Source organism: Rhodococcus sp. 06-1460-1B (assembly GCF_002258475.1).
GTDB classification, from domain to species: Bacteria; Actinomycetota; Actinomycetes; order Mycobacteriales; family Mycobacteriaceae; genus Rhodococcoides; species Rhodococcoides fascians.
Genome location: NZ_NOYS01000019.1, coordinates 229,548 through 248,672 on the forward strand (window position 1 = coordinate 229,548; position 19,125 = coordinate 248,672).

The window sequence follows — 19,125 nt, forward strand, 5'->3', positions numbered from 1 at the left end:
GCGACAAAGAGCTTCGCCACCCAGGTCCAAGCGAGGGTGATTCTCGACACCTCGAGACCCATGCACCCCTCTCGTTCGAGCAGCGAGACAGCCCGAACCACGGCGAGCCCCGCGTTTCTATTGCCAGCAATTCCCAGCTGTGCCATCGCCATGGCCGCCCGCCTCTGCGACGGCCGAAACGATGGCACCAGCCCCCGCAGGCCATGGCGCTACTGCGCGAACAGGTAGAGCGGACGTCCTTCACCTTCGGGAGCCCCGGGACGCTGGAACAAACTGCGGGTCCCTCGAACGAACGAAAAATAGACTTTCGGGCTCTAAATATCGCCTACTAGACAGAATCGATTCTGTTATAAGCAACTTTCAAAACCGACACCGAGTTCGCGAAATCGGTTTGCGCACGCAATGTTTCGTCTTCACACGTTGGACGGACAAAAGCGTTGCCGCGTGTATAACATCCTCTTCAAATTGCTACGTCGAATGCTAGACAAAACGACGAGCGCACAATACGTCGACGCTCAGCGGGAGCACTATGACTCGTACGGTCGCCATCATCGGCACACGGGGATACCCGAGTTTCTACGGCGGTTTCGAAACCTTGGTCCGACATTTGGCCCCCTACCTGGCCGATCACGGCTGGAACGTGGTTGTGTATGGCCGTGAAAAGGCAATGAGCACCAACCCGATCGATATGGATCCCCGTGTTCGTTCCGTGGTGACCCCTGGCATCGACAGCAAGTCGGCCAGCACCATCACGTATGGGGCCACGTCGTCGATCCATGCGGTGGCGACGAAACCCGATGCGGCACTGGTAATGAACGTGGCAAACGGCTTCTGGTTGCCGTTGCTTCGGCTTCGCAAAATCCCCACGTTGGTCAATGTCGACGGAATCGAGTGGGAACGGGAGAAGTGGGGACGCATAGCCAAGGCGATCTTCGCCATCGGCGGCCATGCGACAGCGCGGTACGCGACCACTCTCATCTACGACTCCCGAGCGTTGGGTGTTCGATGGAAGGAACTCTCCGGCCGGGCAGGTGTATTCATTCCGTACGGCGGCGATCCTCGAACCGGAGACGATCCGCCCGACGGTCTCGCGCGCCGGAAGTACATTCTGATGGTGGCTCGTTTTGTTCCCGAGAACACCATCGGACCGTTCTTGGACGCCATCGAAACACTCTGCGAGCGTTGGCAAGTGGTGATCGTCGGTTCGTCAGGGTACGGCGGTGCCCTGGAGGAACGGGTGGCCGATATAGCCGCCCGACAGAACAACGTGCGATGGTACGGGCACCTCAGCGACGACGACGTGCTGTTCTCACTGTGGGAGAACGCCGGTGCGTACTTCCACGGGCACAGCGTGGGAGGAACCAACCCTGCGCTGGTCCAAGCTATGGCCTGCGGCGCGCCGGTCGTCGCGCGCGATACCGTGTACAACCGGGAGGTTCTCGGCGACGGAGCGGTGTTTGTCGGCACCACTCCGCAGTGCATCAGCGCCGGACTCGAAACCGTTCTGGACGACAGCGAACTACAACAAGAGTTGAGCACAGTATCGATCCGCCGCGCTCACGACCACTACACGTGGGAACGCGTCTGTGCCGATTACGACCGTGCCTTGCGCGCCCATCTGACGTCGGCAGACGCCGTCAGTGCTCGGAACACTGCGTTGGAATGACGAGTGAAATCGCCGGCTGCGCTATGCAATTCGGCCGAGCAATGCACCAGAGACTGCAACAAGAACACGAGGGCCCGGAACCGAAGACCACATCCCACTACCAGCGCCCACACGATCCGGTGCATGCGCGACTCGGCAATGTCTGCGCAGTAGAACCCGTAGAGATTGAGTACCCAGGCGGAGTTGGTGCCTGCCTCCGGCGCACCGTTGCTCCTGCCCACCAGATGCTGCGCCCGCGCCCGCGGCTGAATCAGCACGGCACCTCCACTGCGGCCCACCCTCCAGCAGAATTCGATGTCCTCTGCATACATGAACCATCGCTCGGTCAATCCGCGCAATCGCCACCATGTTTCGGTATCGACCATCAGGCAGGCACCGGTGACCCAGTCGGTGGAGACCACGCCCTCCCCTACGTCCGAGGGCAGCAAATAGTGACCCTGCAACCGCGCACGGCCCCGCGAGAGCCGGGATATCCCGAAGTAGTGACTGGCCATCGCCCAGATCGTGGGCATTCGGCCGGCCGCCATCACGCGCACGCCGCCGGTATGAATAACGGGTGCCACGATCCCGCCGTGGGTCGACGTCACCGTCCTGGCCAGGATCTGTACATCCTCGGCGGCGATGACGGCATCGGGATTGAGCAGCATGATGTTTCGGCCGGTCGCTGCCTCCGCAGCTCTGTTGACACCCTTGGCGAATCCGAGGTTGCGCTCGCCGGCGATCACGCGCACGTGCGGCCACTCACGTTCGATTAGTGACACCGTCTCGTCGGCGGAGGCGTTGTCGTAGACGATCACCTCGTGGTCCGAGCCCAAGGCCGAGAGGCAGTCACCGATCACGTGCGAGCTGTTGTAGGTGACGATCAGAACCGAGACCTCGGGTCGAGTCATGTGGCGGTGTGTTCGCGGGCCTTGATCAAACGGGCCGGTACGCCTCCTACGATTGTGTAGGGCGCAACGTCTTTCGTGACCACCGAACCGGAGCCGACGATAGCGCCTTCACCGATAGTGACCCCGCGGGTGATCACGCAGCCCGCCCCGATCCACGTGTCCGCTCCGATGACCGTCGGGCTCCGGAGGTACCCCTGCCTGTTCATGGGCACCGACATGTCGGCGAAACCGTGATCCTCACTGAAGATCGACACATGGGGCCCGATCATGGCGTTGTCCCCGATGGTGATCCCACCCTGACCCCAGATCACGTTGTACATGCCCACCGCGACACCCTCGCCGATCACGACGCCGACACCGGGTTCCGAAATGACCCCCGATCCGTTGATCGACGACCCACGGCCGACAGTGGTCCTGTCGCCGAACGTGATTCCGTGCGCCGAGTGCGCGTCGACGGCCACGCCGTCGCCGAACACCACTGCGGTGCCCACGCGCAGTTTGGCTGCGTTGCGCACCTTCACGCCGCGGCCCCGAAAGTGCAGTGCCGGCCCCCTCAAATAGGGCATGCCCAGCAGTTGCCCCCGTAGCGCCTGACCGACTCGATCGACCACAAAGGTCAACAGGGCGGTGGAGGGGATGTCTTCGGGCATCCGCCTCCGACGCAGCTTCCAATAGACGGTGTCGATCAATGCGTGCAGCATCTCGCACTCCCTAGAACTCAATTCGGTGCGCTCACGGTAACCGCCTGCGTCACGATCGGCACCCTGTTCGAGCGCTATGAGCTTGGCGAACTACTTTGTCGCACAACATGAACTAGATAGACATCATCTGTTGACGGCGCAAAACAACCGACACGAAGGTTAGCGGGCCATTCGCCGGACCACCCTGAAGGGATACTGCCTTCTAACCGCCGATCGGCTCGTCAGTGATTTCCATGTTCTTAGCGAAACTTCGAACTCGCGCGAACAGGCAGGCGGTCTCGTCCAGTTGCGTCAGCATCATCTCCAAGAACTGGTTGACAAAACGGAGCGCCGGCGACGCTGTCACACAACCGACGGGACCCACGTTGCTCGACGCTCGTTCCTGGTTCCACTGCCGCAATACGCGCCCATTGGTCGTATCCGGCACTGTAATCAGCTGGGATACCAGTCACATCACCCGACAATACGGCGAATACCTGATTCCCAGAATGCAAGAAGCGTTGCTACCGACCTGAATTGTCCCGCCACGAATATCGTTCTTGCACCCGACGAGTCACGTAATGCGTTGCTATGGTTTGCCAATGACGACGGAAGTCACCGATATCGACTCGGTCAGAGGTCTCTATCTGAACACGGTCAAACGCGCTTTGACGGGCGCTCTGGCGGAAGACAACGATTCGGTGCTGGGCGGCGTTCGGTGGCAGGGAAATCCATCGCTACCCAAACGATTGGCGAGCTCCTTCGCCCATGCGGCCGGCCGATTTGGTGTCGAGATTGCGATCAAGAAACCGTACGACGAGCGCGAGCGAGAATCCGGCCTCGACTGGCCGTCCCGGGCGGAGTCCATGATCGGTCTGCGCCGGATGACCAACATCGAGGAGTGCGTCGCAACGATCGTCTCGGACGGGGTCCCCGGCGATCTGATCGAGACCGGCGTATGGCGCGGCGGCGCATCGATTTTCATGAAGGCGAACTTGGTCGCCTGGGGTGACCGGAGTCGGACCGTATGGGTTGCGGATTCGTTCGAGGGACTCCCGCCCCCGGACGCCACCCGGTATCCCGCCGACGCGGGCGATCGCAACCATCAACTCGGCGGCCTCGCGGTGGGCCCCCGCACGGTGCAGCACAACTTCGAGCGGTACGGCCTCCTGGACGAGCGAGTGCGATTTCTCGTGGGGTGGTTCAAGGACACGCTTCCGACTGCACCCATCGATGCGCTGGCGCTGATGCGACTCGACGGCGACATGTACGAGTCGACAATTCAAGCTCTTGAGTCGTTGTACCCCAAGCTCTCACCGGGCGGGTTCTGCATCGTGGACGATTACGGGAGTCATTCCTCTCAGGCCGGACAAGCTGTCCGGGACTACCGCCGGGCTCACTCAATTCAGGACGAGATCATCGACATCGACGGTTCCGGCGCATTCTGGCGACGCACCGTTCCCTGATCGCTCGGCACACAACACCGAAGTTCGAGGGTCTGCAGTTCGAGGGAGAGATGCGAATGACAGTTCGCCGGTACGCTGCCGCGTTGCGCGCGAGGTGGCTCGTCATCGTGGCCACGACCATCGTCGGCACCCTCATTGCTGTCGTGTTCTCGCTCGTGTCCACACCGATGTATCAATCGACCACGCAATTCTTCGTCACGACGACGGCGGTGTCGTCCAGCGACGTGTACCAAAACAACTTGGCGTCGCAGCAGCGAGTCGTCTCGTACACCGAGTTGCTCACCGGCCGAGAGTTGGCTCGTCGTGTCGTCGACCAGCTCGGGCTGCCCATAAGTCCGGACGAACTGACCGACCGCATCACCGCCACGGCCAAACCCAATTCGGTTCTACTCGACGCGTCCGTTGTCGATTCCTCGCCGGCTCGGGCCCGCGACATCGCCAACGCCATCGGCGAGCTGTTCCCCACGCTGGTGGGCGAACTGGAGAAGCCTGTCGACGGGGGCACGGCCAGCGCTGCGGTGACCGTGGCCGAGACCGCGGAGGCATCGACCACCCCGGTCTCGCCCAAAAAGGTCCGCAACGTTGCCCTCGGATTCGTCCTCGGACTTCTGGTCGGCATCGCGGGCGCACTGGTTCGCGACAGGATGGACAACACCGTCAAGGAACCCGACGAACTCCAGGCGCTGACCGATAGCGTGCTCGTCGGGTCCATCCCGCTGGACAAGAAGATCCGTGAGACCCCGCCCATCGACTTCGGTTCGTCCACCGCGCCCATCGCCGAGGCGTTCCGTCAACTGCGGATGAACCTCAAATTCCTTTCGGTCGACAATCCGCCCCGCATGCTGCTGGTCACCAGTTGCATTGCGGGCGAAGGTAAATCGACCACTGCGGTCAACCTTGCCCTCTCGCTCGCGGAATCCGGCAACCGGGTCGTCCTGGTCGATGCCGACCTGCGACGGCCACACATTGCCGAATACCTCGGCATCGTCGGCTCGGTAGGGGTCAGTTCCGTGCTCGCACACGACGCCGGCCTCGACGAGGTGGTGCAGACCACCGGCCACACCGATCTGTGGGCACTGGGTTCGGGCCCGGCCCCGCCCAATCCGAGCGAACTGCTGGGAAGCGCCACTGCCCAATCCCTTCTGCGTGATCTGGGACGGGCCTTCGACTACGTGGTGGTGGATTCGCCTCCCCTGTTGCCGGTCACCGACGCCGCCACTCTCGCCACGCAATGCGACGGCACCATCCTGGTCACGCGGTACGGATACACCCGGCGCGAGGAGTTGACCCGAGCTGCGGCCAACCTCGAGAACGTGGGTGCCTCCTTGCTCGGTGTGGTCATGTCGATGGTCCCGGCAACGGGACGCGGGCGAGATCAGTACGGTTACGACTTCGAGCCTGGTCGAGTGCCGACACCGCCGACGCAATCGGCACCCGTGCGCACCAACCGGCACTGACCCGATGTTCCTCACCGGTCGAAAAGGCCGCAGAGCAGGCCCATCCTCTGCAGAAATGACAGGACTCGTCTGCGCTGCCTCCGTCGTCGTGTACCTGGCGCTCGCCGTTCCCACGGTCGCCTCGATCGCGCTGGCTGCGGCGATTGCTGCAGTCCTCGCTGTCGGATCGTTGAGAAGCATGGAATGGGCATGGTGCGTCTTCTTCTTCGCGTTGTGCGCCAACGGTGTTCAGGTGACGGTCGCGGGGCTGAGCGTTCGTCCCGAGTACTTCGCGACTCCGTTGTTCCTGCTCGCGCTGCACGCCCATGTGCGGCGGAACCCGTCCGCGAGCGTCGGCAACCCGCTCGGTCCGGGTCTGATCGTCGGCGGGGCCGGACTCATCGCAGTCGGACTCGCGTCGAGCATGGTCTTCGCTCTCGACCCCGGAGCGAGCCTGCGCATGGCCATCCAGCTGCTCGTCGCGCTCGTCGCGGTAGTTCCACTGGTCACCTCGGCTCTCGATCTGACGTTCGTCGTACGATCCGGCACAACCATTCTCGGGGCTATCTGCGTCGTGAGCATCGCGGCCTTCGTACTCGATCCGAGTACCCGCATCGACGGCCTGGCCTTCGAGTACAACATCATGGGCTGCCTGTGTTTCGGATGGCTCGGCATCGTCTACTATTTCGCCGGCACACCGGCCGTGACCAAACACGTTCTGGTGATGACAATCCCGATCACCATCGCACTGATACTGACGTCCACCAGATCGGCTTGGATTGCCCTTGTGCTCCTCGCCGTCTGCGTCTTGTTCCGTTGCGTCAAGCGTTATCCCACAGCCGTAGTCTCGGCGGTGGCCGCGTTCACCCTCGTCGCCTTCTACCTGCAGGACGTGTATTACCGCGTGGGTGACGAGGACACGTTTCTGTGGCGCGTGGTCCACGTGATCGACACACAGAGCGGGACCGGTGCCTACCGCGTCCAACTGTGGAACAACGCCATCGATCAAATTGCCGCACGCGGCTGGGGCGCGTCGTCGTTCGGAACCGGACTGAACACGTTCTCGCAGTTCAACCCCGTCGACCCGACCAATACCGGCCCCGCGTATCTCAGCTCGATGTGGCTGTCACTTCTGTACGACGTGGGCTTCGTGGGCTCGGCCTTCTTCGCCGTCTTCGCCGTCGCACTGTTCCTGGCCGCCCGAGACAAAGCGCACGCCCTTCCCTTGTTTCTGGGCTTGGCGATCTGCACATCCGTGACCAGCGTGATCTGGTTTGCATTCCCCTGGGTCTTCCTCGCACTGACGGCGACCACACCGATTCGGAACGCAGAGACGCATGCCCGGACGCCGGCGTCCCACGGATCGCCCCGACGGCGCAGACGGCATCGCCTCGCGGGGTCGCGATGACCTTCGCGGCGTCCGATGGTCGACCGCGTGCAATCGTGTTGTCCTCGTTCACGGTTCACCCGGACATGCCGAGCGAACCGGGGATCGGCTGGCAGTTTCTGTTGGCGACCCTCGAGCACGCGAGGGCAGTCGACGCCCACGTGATCCTGTTGACGATGCGTCGCTCGGAACAGGCATGCCGTGGCAGGATTCCCGAGGAATTCCGAGATGTTCTCGAGATCATTGCTGTCGATCTTCCCTTGTCCCCGCCGTTCTTTCGGTGGCACTATCCCCGGTTCACCCGCATCGAACACGAGCTGTGGGTGCGATTGGCCGCCAAACGAATACCGATGCTGGAACAGCGTTTTCGTATCGTCTACGCACATCACGTGACGTTTGCTTCGGAGATTCTCGGGACGCCGATCACCGCTGCGTCTTCGACGGTCTGCAAGGTGTGGGGCCCTGTCGGTGCAGGGGGCGTTGCCGATGTTTTCGCTATCGCGCCGACCTCGTCTGCGACACGTCGACAACGGGTTCTCCAGACAGCACGTGACCGAGTGGCATCGATCCCTGCCGTGCGTATTGCTCGACGGTGCGATCTGGTACTTGCACAGAACGGTGCGATGGAATCGACTGTCGCTCGCACGGGCACTCGATGCAGACGGTTTCCCAACGTCGTCGTCGCCCTGCCGACACACCTGCCGCAGCGGGCCGAGCACGACGGCATCGTCATCCTGGTCGTCGGTCATCTCATCACCCGTAAGCGTCAGGAACTGGCGATCGAAGCGCTGGCATCCACCGTGCTGAGGGACGCTCACCTGCACATCGTGGGCTTCGACAGCACGAGCCACGGCGCTTACCTGCGCGGACGGGCAGAGACTCTGGGCGTCCACGATCGGGTGACCTTCCACGGATCCCTCGACCGCGCAGCGGTATTGGACATGATGGTCCAATCGGATGTGCTGATGCATCCCTCAGGTCGGGAAGGTGCAAGTGGCGTCGTGGGCGAGGCGGCCTCATGCGGACTGCCAGTGGTGTGTTTCGAGCGAACCGGAGCCAGTTCTGTGCTCGAGGATTCCGGAACATCCGGGGTCGTGCTCCCTGCCGACCCGGCGACCACACGGGACATGTTGGCGGAAGCCGTAGTCCGTGCGTCGACCATGCCACGCGTCAGCACGACGCAGTGGACCAAGCAGCGATTCGTCGACCTCGCCGCGCAGCTCTACGCCGAGGGCCTGGCATTCGGCACAGCGATGTCCGGCCGGGTAGGTCGGCCACGATGACCGCGAGCCCCTCGGTAGAGAACTCGACCGTCACCCGAGCCGGCATTCTTGTCCGCACTCTCGATCAAGGTTTGTGGTCACTCGGCTTCTTCGTCTTCAACGTCACGGCCGGTGTGTCGTTGACTGTCGGCGAATTCGCATCGCTGTCGGTCGGTGCCGCACTGGGTTTCATCGCCGTCGGGACCTCACGAGCGTGGGGGATCTACGCCCCCATCGTCGACGCAGCACGAATAGGTATCCGCCCCGAGGATTCCATCGACCGGTGGTCGAGTTGGCGCGGAACCCTTGCCTTCGCGACCGTTGTCGGTGTTGCTTCGTTCGCATGGATAAGCCGCGGCGGCGAATGGGGCTATGCCGCCGCAGTAGGGGCTCTGGCGGCGACGATGGTGATCTCCGATCTGCCGCGTCAAGTCCTCATCATCCGAGGCAGCTACTCCCGTGCGGCACTGTTGGCGGGGATCTATGCCGTCGGCGCGCTCCTCGCTGCGGGTATGACTGCACTCGGTGTCGACAACACAGCGCTGCTGCCGATCTGGTTCAGTACTTTGCTGATTGTGCTCGCGGCCGGGGTCGTCTTCTGCGGCACAGCCACCTCCACCAGCAAGTCCGATTCCCACTTCTCCATCGCGTGGCGAATCACCGCAGAGGCCGTCTACCTGGGATTCGGAAGTCAGATCGCCACGTTGTTGCTCTATTCGATCCAGGACGACACCGCCACTGCCGGTATCCGATTCGCCTACTCATTGGTGTTCGCGCCGGCGTTCGTGATCATCCAGAGCATCCAGCCGTTGATCTTCAAACAGTTCGCCACACTCAGTGCGCGGGGCACCCGTGCAGTACTCGCGGTCTCGGTGCGTTGGAACATCGCGGTGGCCCTCGGCCTCGGCGCGTGTGGGGTGGTGGGTCACACGGCGCTTTCGACGGTGTTCTCCGGCATCGGTCCCGCCGCCGCGCTGCCGTACGTGGTTCCGGTGGGTATGGCGATCCTGTCTGCGCAGACCTTCGAGGTGGCACTGATGGCCACCAGATTCTTCGTCGGCCCTGTGTTCACACATCGAACCCGACTGGCCTCGGTGCTCGTCGACGTAGGTAGCCAAACGATCGGCGTATTCGTGGGCGGTGCAGCAGGTTTGGTATGGACGTTGATAGTCCTGAGCGGGCTACGCATCGCGGTTTCGGTGGCGATGCTCGTCGTACTGCCCCGACGCGACAGAACGGAGACGACATGAGGGTCCTGTTCGACGGGTACTACTGGTTCGACGGTCCGCCCGCCGGCATCGTCATCACACACGAGAAGATCGCGGCGTGGCGACGCGAGTTTCCGGACGATGTGCTGACCGTGGCGCTGCGGCGCAGTCCCACACCGGCGGAGGCGGCAGACTTGGAACGGCAAGGCGTGCGATGGATCCGCACATACCTGCCGACGCAGCCGCTGAAGAACATGGTGGAGCTTTCGATACGAGTACGCACAGGTCCGTATGACATGGCATGGGGGTCGAATTACTCTCCGCTGCTGGGCAAATCGGCCGTCTTCGTACACGATGCTCTGTTCCAATCCAACCCGGAGTGGTTCACCACGATCGAGCGCATCTACCTCTCCCCCATCATGATCGCCGCTCGCGCGGCGAGTGTGCTGTTCGTTAGTAGTCGAACCGAGGCGGCACGAATCGTTGAGCACAACCCGCGCCTGACGCCTACCGCAGTTACCGGCTTCGGCATCTCTCACGCTTTGCTCGACGCGCCTCCGCAACCACGTTTCGCACTCGACCTCCGCCCCGGCTCCTTCATGTTGTCCGTCGGTCGATTGAACACTCGGAAGAATCTGGCAACAACACTCTCCGCAGCCGTGCGTTCGGGAGCGATCTCACCCAACCGCCCGTTTGTGGTCGTGGGGCCGGCCAACGGAAAGGCCGACCAGCTCGAGCAAGAGGTACTTGCTGCTATCGACGACGGCTCCATTCGCTACACCGGTTTCGTCGAGACCGAGCAGCTGGCGTGGCTGTATCGCAATACCGCACTGTTCGTATACCTCTCGCTGAACGAGGGCTACGGTCTGCCTCCACTCGAGGCACTACGCCTCGGGGCACCGGTGTTGGTGAGCGACCGCCCCATCTTTCGAGAGTTGCTCGGTGAGTCCGTGCGGTACTGCGATCCCACCGACACGGAAGCGGTAGCGCAGGGCATGACCATGTGCCTGTCCACCGGTCCGCACCCACTGCCGTCCGGTTTCGAGTTTCCGTCGTGGGAGCACATGGTCCACACGATGCGGGTCGCGATGACCGATCCGAAAGGCGTGTCCCGTCGGCGGTCGACCTCGTGACGCGGCGGCAAGTGGGGGCACTATGACGGCGCGCAGGACGGTACTCATCTCGATCGCGGTCTCGGTGTTGGTCGTGGCATTCAGCGGAATCGTGGGATGGCACATCGGGTCGCGGTCCGAGGCTCCGCAGACAGCAGCACCCCCGGCCTGGTCGATTCCGGATTCCGTGCAAGTGGTCGCATTTCTGGGTGACTCGTACAGAAAGGGCATCGGTGCGTCGTCGAATGGACAGCGCTGGACGACGCTCGTGTCGGCGGCGATGGGGTGGTCGGAGCTCAACCTCGCTGAGGACGGCTCCGGCTACACCACGAGCTATCTCGGACAGAAAACCGACTACGGAATCAAGCTGGATGTGATTGCTGCGGCCCAGCCCGATGTCGTCGTCGTGTCCGGTGGCCGTAACGACTACGAGGCCGGTACCGCGAGCGTCACCGGCGCGATTGCATCGTCGCTCTTCGACGCCATCAAGTCTGCGGCACCGAACACGGAGGTAATAGTCACCAGCCCGATCTGGGATTCAACCGAACCTCCGGCGAACTTCCCGACCCTGATCGACGGGGTGAAGGCCGCAACCGCGAGCGCAGAGGGTCGATATCTTGATATCGGTGAGCCACTGGCCGATCATCCCGACATGATCGACCCCGACCGCCTACATCCGAACAACGCGGGTCACCGAGCCATCGCAAGCGCGGTCGTCAGTGCGTTGGTGTAAGACTTTCTCGACTCAGCTGTTCGGGTTCGACGCACAATTTACGATCTAAGGAACGATCATCGTCCATACGGCGATCAGCAGTCCGAGATTGGCCGGCCAGCTGGCGGCGAAAGCTTATACCAGAGCGAACAACGGTCTCCGCTATCAGTTCCATGTTGGCGCTGTATCAAGACACTAACTGCTCGAACGACTGCGGGCGCAACGTGCACGTGAACCGAGATGGGATGACCAAGACGACCGCAAGAATGGAGATCACTACGCCAGCTGTGATGCGGACTCTCCCGACCCCGACAGGGCCGTTGCGCCGCTCGGCACGACGGCGCGGAGGAAAACACTCCCAGTTGCCCGGTGTCCGTAGCGAAGGACCGAAACGAACTTGGCTTAATACACCAATTCTGCCCTTCAAATGTTCTCAACCTGACGCTGATCAGTGTCAGGTATTGGTTTTTAGGCAGAGCCGATGACCAGTTTCGCATACGACCCAGTTAGTGTCCGTCGCTGACGTTGTGCGCTCGTTCTCAGCGAGGCACTCATGCCACGACCGGCCTCTACGGGGTCTCGACACGCGCCGAGACTGCCCGGTGCGGCATGATGCGTGAATGACCGAAGCGAGCCACGAACTGGACCAGACCGAGCGGAGGTTGGTGTGGTTGCCTTGATCTTTCATGTCATCGGGCGCGCTGGCGTCGCGTTGACGCCGAAAACTGGCCGCCTACCACTGCTGATTGCAGCGTCCATCCATTACTGCGTTTGCTCTGCCACCGTGGACGTTGATCGGCACCGATCTATTGCCCGACGATGGCTAACGCCGGTTCGGAGATCATGGTGAAATCTTATCCCCGACATGCTCTATGGCTGGTGGCGCTTCCGACCATCTTGGCCGTGGCCTCTCGCAGCGCAACCGCCGCAGCCTTCGCGACTGCTGTCCTGTTGCTGTTGATGTCCCCCATCCGAACGACAGGACGCGCCTTCCTGGTACAGCCGCATGTAATCTGCCTCGCGCTGGTCATAGCCTTGATCATCTGCAGGCCGAATTACCCAGCCGTGCCTGTGCAGCTTGTATTCATCGCACTTGCGATCGCAGCGTCGGTGAGGGCCGTTCAACTGGCGGGGGACAGAGCGACGGCCTTCATAGCAATTCTAGATGGTGTCGGTATCTATCTCCTTGCATCCGTAGTGCTATATCTCGCAGGAATGCGCTCTTCGGCCGCCTCGGGCCGCTCAGCCGGGTTAGAAAACGGCCTGACCGGCATGGAGCGCGTCATCTTCCCACTATCGAACTCGCTGGCCACAACGCCTGCGCTCGCCGCGGTGTTCATCGTTGGAGCCGCAGCCCTTGTCCGTCGTGATTCACCCCTGCGAAAGACGCGCATCGCGGCAATTGTATTAGCAATTGCAATGCTGGTGCTGTCGGAGGCAAGGCTTGTACTCTTTGCCGCTCCAATGCTTGGTTTAGTTGCCCTATTCGTGCCTCAGTTACTTCGCACTCTTACGCCCATAATAACAATTGCAGCAGCTGCGCTCCCCTTCGTTTATCCCAGTGTGCAAAGTTTGGTCGCGGAGTCCACCATTCGCGCTGAAGCGCTACTACCAAACGCGACGAGGGCGGGGGAGGAGGTTGGGTCACTCAACCAGCGCGACTTTATCTGGAGCAGGTCCATCAGTTTCATCGAGTCCGATGCAACGTACCCGCAGCGATTCTTCGGCTCCGGAATGTTTGGCCACGCCGCGTCCGGTGGATCGAAATCGTACTACCCACAGTTCGACGGCCTTGGCCGCGACGCGAGCCTGATGACACCGCACAGCACTGCAGTCCAGATCTTATTCGATGCGGGCTTCGTCGGTTCGGTCTTGATGTTGGTCGCTGTGCTCGGCGTCGTCTTTACCTTAAGAAAACAGCCTGGCACTCGACCGGCGCAGGCCGCGCAAGGCATGATCGCGGCCCTCATGATTGCTTCCACGACCGAGGTCACGTTGTCGGTTGCGCACGCACAACTAACCTGGTGGGTTTTCGTCATGATCGTGGCGGCGGCGGGACTGAAGGTACCGTCACCACTCGCACACACGCCAGCACCAACTGCTAGTCGCCGGACGATTCCGTCTGAGCAGATTAAACTCAGCAAGGTCTTGCCATAAGCTATTCCGGCTACAGGTGTTAAGACTTAGCATACGGCACTTGCCATGCGATAGGACAAAATGGACGTTGTGGCCGCGTCACTCCAGCTCTGGTCACGGCAGGCTGAGACTCATGCAAACCAAGTCCCGTAACAACTACCGAAGAACAGTGGTGCATCATGGAAATGCAGCACGAAACTTAATGATTCGAGGGGAAACAACAGCATTCTGGATTCGGCATTCATTTTGTTCGAGAGGAAGCCCGTCCCCGCGCGCACTAGAAAGCCGAATCTCGCAACCCAATTAGGCCACATCGTCGCTCAGATTTTTCAACGAACTACCGCGCCGACTAGGACGGCTAGACACGCAAGGGACATCGAACCGCAACCGTGGGAACACCGGTATCGGTTGCCAGGACGATGGGACGCCTGATCGCAAGTGGGGGACCAGCATGGAACATGAATAACGACACTCATTGTCTGTGTTGGCGTCAACCGTTCCCGGAAAGCGCGTTGGCGGTAGGCCGGCCCTTCGTTCACTAGGGTGTGTGCAGTTGCCGTTACCGCTCCACCGCAGACGAAACGAGAAGGATGTCAGCAGTTTGCTCAGTCACTGAAACAGCTTAAGGTTCACGGTGACGATGGTGGGCAGCATGCGGTGGCATTCATTGATGGGGTCGTCAGCGCTAACGAGATGGGCGGCGCGCAGCCGCCCCGGTACACATTTTGGCAAACCGCTAGAGCAAGACACTGGGTGGTGCCCGAATTACAATGCGGCCCGAACGCATTTATAAAAGCGTCATCCCCACCCTAACCGGGCCAAATACGTTCGAAGACTGGTCAACATCGAGAAACCGCGAGTTCAGATCGCCCAGCACAGTCGAGCCCTACCAAACATCGCCGTTGGATTTCGCGCGTCGCCCCCCGGGCCAGCCGCGCTTTCGCTATGTCGCATACGGAGAGACCCGCCGCTTCACTTCATCGGTAAGGACGGTCCGTAAATCGAGGTCACTCAGTTTGCATTCCTGCGCCGGTGCAGTCGTTCAAGCAAAGCGCAAGCAAGTTTCAGCGTCCTTAGTCATCGAACGAGCTCCATGCGACCGGTTGACTAGTTATCAAGTCGAAGACAATACGTTCTACAAAAGTCAGCCGCTAGCCGGACCATGCCGAACGGAGACATGGAACAGCAACTGAAATGGACACCACTAGCACACAAAGTAAAGACGCGGCCGCCAGGACCAGCGCATCCACGCCCGACGACGTCAGCGCTGCGCACACGAGAACCAGCGCCACTAGGCAAGGTAGCGTCGGCAATGAGAGCGACAGCAACTTACCCCAGCGCACATTAGAGGGGCTTAGAAGCAGGACCAAGAACGCAAGAATCGCCATCAAGGCATATCCGGCAACCGATGCCCAAATAGCCGATGAGACTCCGTGATCTCCTGCGAATAAGGCAATACCACCAAAAACTATGGCGGCTCCAACGGTGGACGGAATCCAACTCCAGACCGTTACACCAGAAGTCTGTACCACATAGTTGACGGGTACAAGGTATATCCCATAGGCGGCCTGCCCAAACAGCATCGACCCGATCATCCACTGTGCATCGGAGTATATAGCCGGAAAAATAAGGTCAAACGCGACGAAAACACCCAGGCCTAGGAAATATGGAACAAGAAATGCCGCAACAAACTGCGATTGGACGACCCTCGCGGTCTTATCAGTGGGGGGATCCGAAGATTCGCCTGAGTACTCCGCTAAAACCGACTTGTTTATTTCCGCCAGAACAAGCGAAGCAACCATAACCAAATTCAGGGCAAGTGAATAAATGCCTACGACCGACGCCGAAACAAACAGCAGGAGGAGAGGCCTGCTTAATCCACTCAACGCCCAAAAGGCGACTCTATGCGGGAGCAATGGCAGCGAAAATAACAGCAGAGACTTGAAAGAACCTGGACACATGACCCGGGGCCTCCGCACTAAAGCCAAAGAGAGAAGAAACGCGACAGAACCGCTCAGCAGCTCTGAATAAACCCATCCTTGCACTCCCAACTGCCCCATGATGACGAAGACGATTTTGAACGCAACGTTAACTACCACGGTAGCACCGACCAAGAAAACAAAGGCCAACAATCGATCTGCGGATCTAATTATTGGAAGCGCGTAAAACGAAGATGAAGAAAGCAAAAACGCCGCCAAAACGCTCATACCCCATACAGAAGTCGATATACCCAGAAGCTGAATATCAACTATGAAACCGATCGCAGCGATAACGAAACCCAGCACAGGTAGAAGAACATAGAGATACATCTGACATAGCCACACTAAGGCCGCGGATTGATCTACCCGGCGCACTGACCACCGAAATACCGCGTTTTCTACTGCGGATCCGAAAATAGTGGAAAATAAAAGACTAGTGACGGTGACCACGCTTACCAGACCATACTCCGAGGGTGACATCACATGCGTCACAAACGGCAATAGGAGCAGAGCAACCGACCTTTGGGTCAATGCCATCGCTGTGTATACGGCGGCACCACAGGCTATCCGCCGCCCACTTCGGCGTTTCACTGAATTTTCGGTATCCGACATTAAACCGCTAGGCTCGGCGAATTCGCGAAATTGAAGACTTTAACCATAATAAATAAGGTTTTAAAGACTTTCGCAGTCGAACATTAAGAATTTGAACAACTGTGAAAACAGTATCTAATCCTGCAAGTAGCCCCGGTGCATTGAGACCAACCGTTCTGGCTCGATGACGCCGCCAGAGTTGCTTGTACACGTCGATGTCAGAAACACCGCCTGCCCGGTAGTCGACATCGATATCTGCCCAAACAATAGGAGGTTGACGCCGGCCTGCTGACAAAAGCCTATGGTAATCGGCAGCAGACCCATATACATCGTCAAATCCACCCACCGACATCAAATACTCTCTACTCATCCACACCGCTTGATGACAGACAGTCGCTCTACCATACTTATGCCGCCGCAGCGAGTAAGGGAGCATCCCGACGTTGGGACGTACTGCAGTACCGAGCTCGTCGACAACCCGAGCCTTACCATATCCCCAGATAGCACCTGATCCGCGCATGCGATGAGCTGCAGACTGCACAACCGTCGGTCTCGCGAAAATATCACCGGCATTTAAAAAACATAAATACTCGCCCGAAGACTGCTGAATTCCCTTGTTCATAGCGTCGAATATGCCCTTGTCTGGTTGCGATTGCCACCGATGGCGGATATCGCGATCGCGGCCGTTCAGCCACTCCACTGAACCGTCGGTAGAACCACCGTCAATAATGACATGCTCAAAAACCTCTGGACTATTCTGCGCCTCTACACTTGCACACGTAGACTTCAAGTTTTGTAGATCATTGAAGCAAACTGTTACGATAGTGAAAAGAGTCTCCTTTGAGCACCTCTCACCGTTCACGCAGCGCCTCCTCTAGCGGAATCTTCGGAAATATATCCAACTTACCGCCGACTGTGGAATCGACTATAGTACGAGAATCAAGCTGAAAATTCAGTCTCGCCAATATATATGCAACTTCCGACCGCTCCAGGTCCGGCAGTTGCCATCTGAAGCCCTTACCGAAATAGTTAGGGTCGAAATGGTTTGGGTCGTCACCCTCTGACTCGACGGTCTTGTGCGCCACCCCTTTGCTGGTGAAGCTGTGGTCGACACCAACCAGGATGACTTGGCTGAACCCCATGTAGTATGCGAGTTGCATTGCTACGAAGGTCACCGTTGCACCCTCCCATAAACCATGAGAGACATCTTTCGAGAAACGCGGACCAGCGACTTTATTCATAAAGTGAATGTTTCCGCCAACATCCCGTAGATGCCTACGGCTGGGTTGGGTAGTAAAGAGCGGTGAAGACAAAGACTCGAATTCGGGCACACACTGCTCCACAACTAACTGGTTGACCACAACATTGTAAGTCGTTTCAAACCCCATTTTTTCAAACATTAGATATATCCTGTTAAGCCCAAAGGTGGTCTCGTTCTTCAGCAGACTCATGTCGGTGTTATTCAGGCTCGGGCCATTCCCGATAATGACGCAACGCTCGCCCACATGGGTGTTCTTGAATTGTCGAATCGATTGAACGTTTCTTCTGCCTTCGGAGCTAGCCGCATTTTTTATAGCACCGCTGGCCATGTCTCGCATCGCTGCCATGCGTCGCGATTTGTCTTCACCTAAGAGGCTGATTACCGATTTACGGAAAGCTGTACGTTGACCGTCGTCATTACGCTCGTTCATGGTCGCCTTTCGTTTGACACGCTTGATCGAGTAGATTCCCCGGCCACACTGTTGGAGTTAAATTGTAGGACTGGTGCGGCAAGGGGACATCCGGACCAGAGAACAATTCGACCTTTGCCGCCTCGGATTTGGTGCCAGGTTCTGCCGCAAAAGTAATTATCATGGACTGGCTGGCTCTGCCACTCCCGAATGATATAGACGTTGGCCTTGTCCCCGAGGTCGGAATGCATCCCAATGCTTCCCCTCGGCTAGAAAAGCGGTCGATGCGCTTCCCATCCCACACCGCAACCCATACCTCGCCAGTGCTTGTGACGGCGATGCCGTCGGGTTCGCCTTCCTCCCATTCGGCTATCTGTTGAACTGACTGCAAGAAGCCTGAGGAATTCTGTACAATTCGCATTAATTTCTTTGACGCCGAATCGACATAATAGCCATTTTTTTGGTCGACCCAATGAATTCCGTTTGAGATGCCAACGCCCCGATACTCAATGCTAGCGGACTTATCGGGTTGTATTCGGTACAGCACGCCGCATTCAGACTCTTCTGAAAGTCGCATCGTTCCAATCCACAAAATACCGAATAAGTCGAACGCGCCATCATTGAACCGTGTACCGTTGTCGAAATTATCCATTTCTAGCCAAACTGAAGAAGTGCGAACCTTTAGGTCGAAAATGTGAAGAGCGGAACCACTTGCGAGCAGAAACTCGGACGATGCCAACGGCAGTGCCAAGGGTAGGAAGTCCTGGTCCATCTCGTTAACAGTAACGTCACCATTAGGACTCATCCCGAAAAGCACTGCTTGTTCGATATCGACCCAACTGAACGACGAAGTTTCCGCAGAATAGCGAGCGCTCTCGAAAAGAGAATACCCCGCACCGGGTACATGAATGGTACGACTCAACTTCACAA

At 59.2% G+C, this 19,125-nt stretch carries 15 protein-coding genes; 9 read left to right on the forward strand and 6 right to left on the reverse strand.

The genetic code is table 11. The features are described from left to right. Window positions 1-529: 529 nt before the first annotated feature. On the forward strand, window positions 530-1,666 hold the full coding sequence (locus tag CH268_RS09250) for a glycosyltransferase (RefSeq protein ID WP_094663488.1): 1,137 nt from the start codon (window positions 530-532) through the stop codon (window positions 1,664-1,666). On the opposite strand, the gene CH268_RS09255 is transcribed toward CH268_RS09250, so the two are convergent. After that, window positions 1,594-2,556: a glycosyltransferase family 2 protein gene (locus CH268_RS09255; RefSeq protein WP_094663490.1), complete on the reverse strand. Its 963-nt coding sequence runs from the start codon at window positions 2,554-2,556 to the stop codon at window positions 1,594-1,596. The two genes, CH268_RS09250 and CH268_RS09255, sit on opposite strands and share 73 nt — an antisense overlap. After that, window positions 2,553-3,257, reverse strand: a complete 705-nt coding sequence (locus CH268_RS09260) for an acyltransferase (RefSeq protein ID WP_094663492.1) — start codon at window positions 3,255-3,257, stop codon at window positions 2,553-2,555. The genes CH268_RS09255 and CH268_RS09260 overlap by 4 nt, the downstream gene beginning before the upstream one ends. A 581-nt stretch (window positions 3,258-3,838) precedes the next feature. Here CH268_RS09260 and CH268_RS09265 point away from each other — a divergent pair. From CH268_RS09265 to CH268_RS09300, 8 genes are all read left to right on the forward strand, one after another. Continuing rightward, the gene (locus CH268_RS09265; RefSeq protein WP_094663494.1) at window positions 3,839-4,702 is read left to right on the forward strand and encodes a TylF/MycF/NovP-related O-methyltransferase; all 864 of its coding nucleotides are present in this window, start codon (window positions 3,839-3,841) and stop codon (window positions 4,700-4,702) included. A 56-nt stretch (window positions 4,703-4,758) separates the two neighbouring features. Then, a complete protein-coding gene (locus tag CH268_RS09270) occupies window positions 4,759-6,159 on the forward strand; it encodes a polysaccharide biosynthesis tyrosine autokinase (protein WP_176457893.1) in 1,401 nt (466 codons plus the stop codon). A 55-nt stretch (window positions 6,160-6,214) separates the two neighbouring features. Beyond that, entirely contained in the window at window positions 6,215-7,546 is a 1,332-nt protein-coding gene (locus tag CH268_RS09275; RefSeq protein WP_176457894.1) for an O-antigen ligase family protein, read from the forward strand. Window positions 7,547-7,611: 65 nt separating this feature from the next. Further along, on the forward strand, window positions 7,612-8,808 hold the full coding sequence (locus CH268_RS09280; RefSeq protein ID WP_176457895.1) for a glycosyltransferase family 4 protein: 1,197 nt from the start codon (window positions 7,612-7,614) through the stop codon (window positions 8,806-8,808). Further along, window positions 8,805-10,037, forward strand: coding sequence for a hypothetical protein (locus CH268_RS09285; protein ID WP_094663502.1), 1,233 nt, complete (start codon window positions 8,805-8,807; stop codon window positions 10,035-10,037). Before CH268_RS09280 ends, CH268_RS09285 begins: the two co-directional genes overlap by 4 nt. After that, complete coding sequence (locus tag CH268_RS09290; RefSeq protein ID WP_176457896.1) at window positions 10,034-11,128, forward strand: glycosyltransferase family 4 protein; 1,095 nt, start codon at window positions 10,034-10,036, stop codon at window positions 11,126-11,128. Before CH268_RS09285 ends, CH268_RS09290 begins: the two co-directional genes overlap by 4 nt. A gap of 22 nt (window positions 11,129-11,150) precedes the next feature. Further along, window positions 11,151-11,840 carry an SGNH/GDSL hydrolase family protein gene (locus tag CH268_RS09295; protein WP_094663507.1) on the forward strand — a complete coding sequence of 230 codons (690 nt, stop codon included), beginning with the start codon at window positions 11,151-11,153 and terminating at the stop codon, window positions 11,838-11,840. Window positions 11,841-12,638: 798 nt separating this feature from the next. After that, window positions 12,639-13,976, forward strand: coding sequence for an O-antigen ligase family protein (locus CH268_RS09300; protein ID WP_094663509.1), 1,338 nt, complete (start codon window positions 12,639-12,641; stop codon window positions 13,974-13,976). A gap of 1,130 nt (window positions 13,977-15,106) precedes the next feature. Here CH268_RS09300 and CH268_RS09305 read toward each other — a convergent pair. The 4 genes from CH268_RS09305 to CH268_RS09320 are packed head-to-tail and all read right to left on the reverse strand — an operon-like array spanning window position 15,107 to window position 19,123. Next, window positions 15,107-16,546, reverse strand: coding sequence for a lipopolysaccharide biosynthesis protein (locus tag CH268_RS09305; RefSeq protein ID WP_094663511.1), 1,440 nt, complete (start codon window positions 16,544-16,546; stop codon window positions 15,107-15,109). Window positions 16,547-16,553: 7 nt separating this feature from the next. After that, window positions 16,554-17,387 carry a glycosyltransferase family 2 protein gene (locus CH268_RS09310; protein ID WP_094663513.1) on the reverse strand — a complete coding sequence of 278 codons (834 nt, stop codon included), beginning with the start codon at window positions 17,385-17,387 and terminating at the stop codon, window positions 16,554-16,556. Beyond that, window positions 17,377-18,216, reverse strand: a complete 840-nt coding sequence (locus CH268_RS09315; protein ID WP_176457898.1) for a 6-hydroxymethylpterin diphosphokinase MptE-like protein — start codon at window positions 18,214-18,216, stop codon at window positions 17,377-17,379. Before CH268_RS09315 ends, CH268_RS09310 begins: the two co-directional genes overlap by 11 nt. Then, entirely contained in the window at window positions 18,203-19,123 is a 921-nt protein-coding gene (locus tag CH268_RS09320; protein ID WP_176457899.1) for an SMP-30/gluconolactonase/LRE family protein, read from the reverse strand. Before CH268_RS09320 ends, CH268_RS09315 begins: the two co-directional genes overlap by 14 nt. Window positions 19,124-19,125 lie beyond the last annotated feature (2 nt).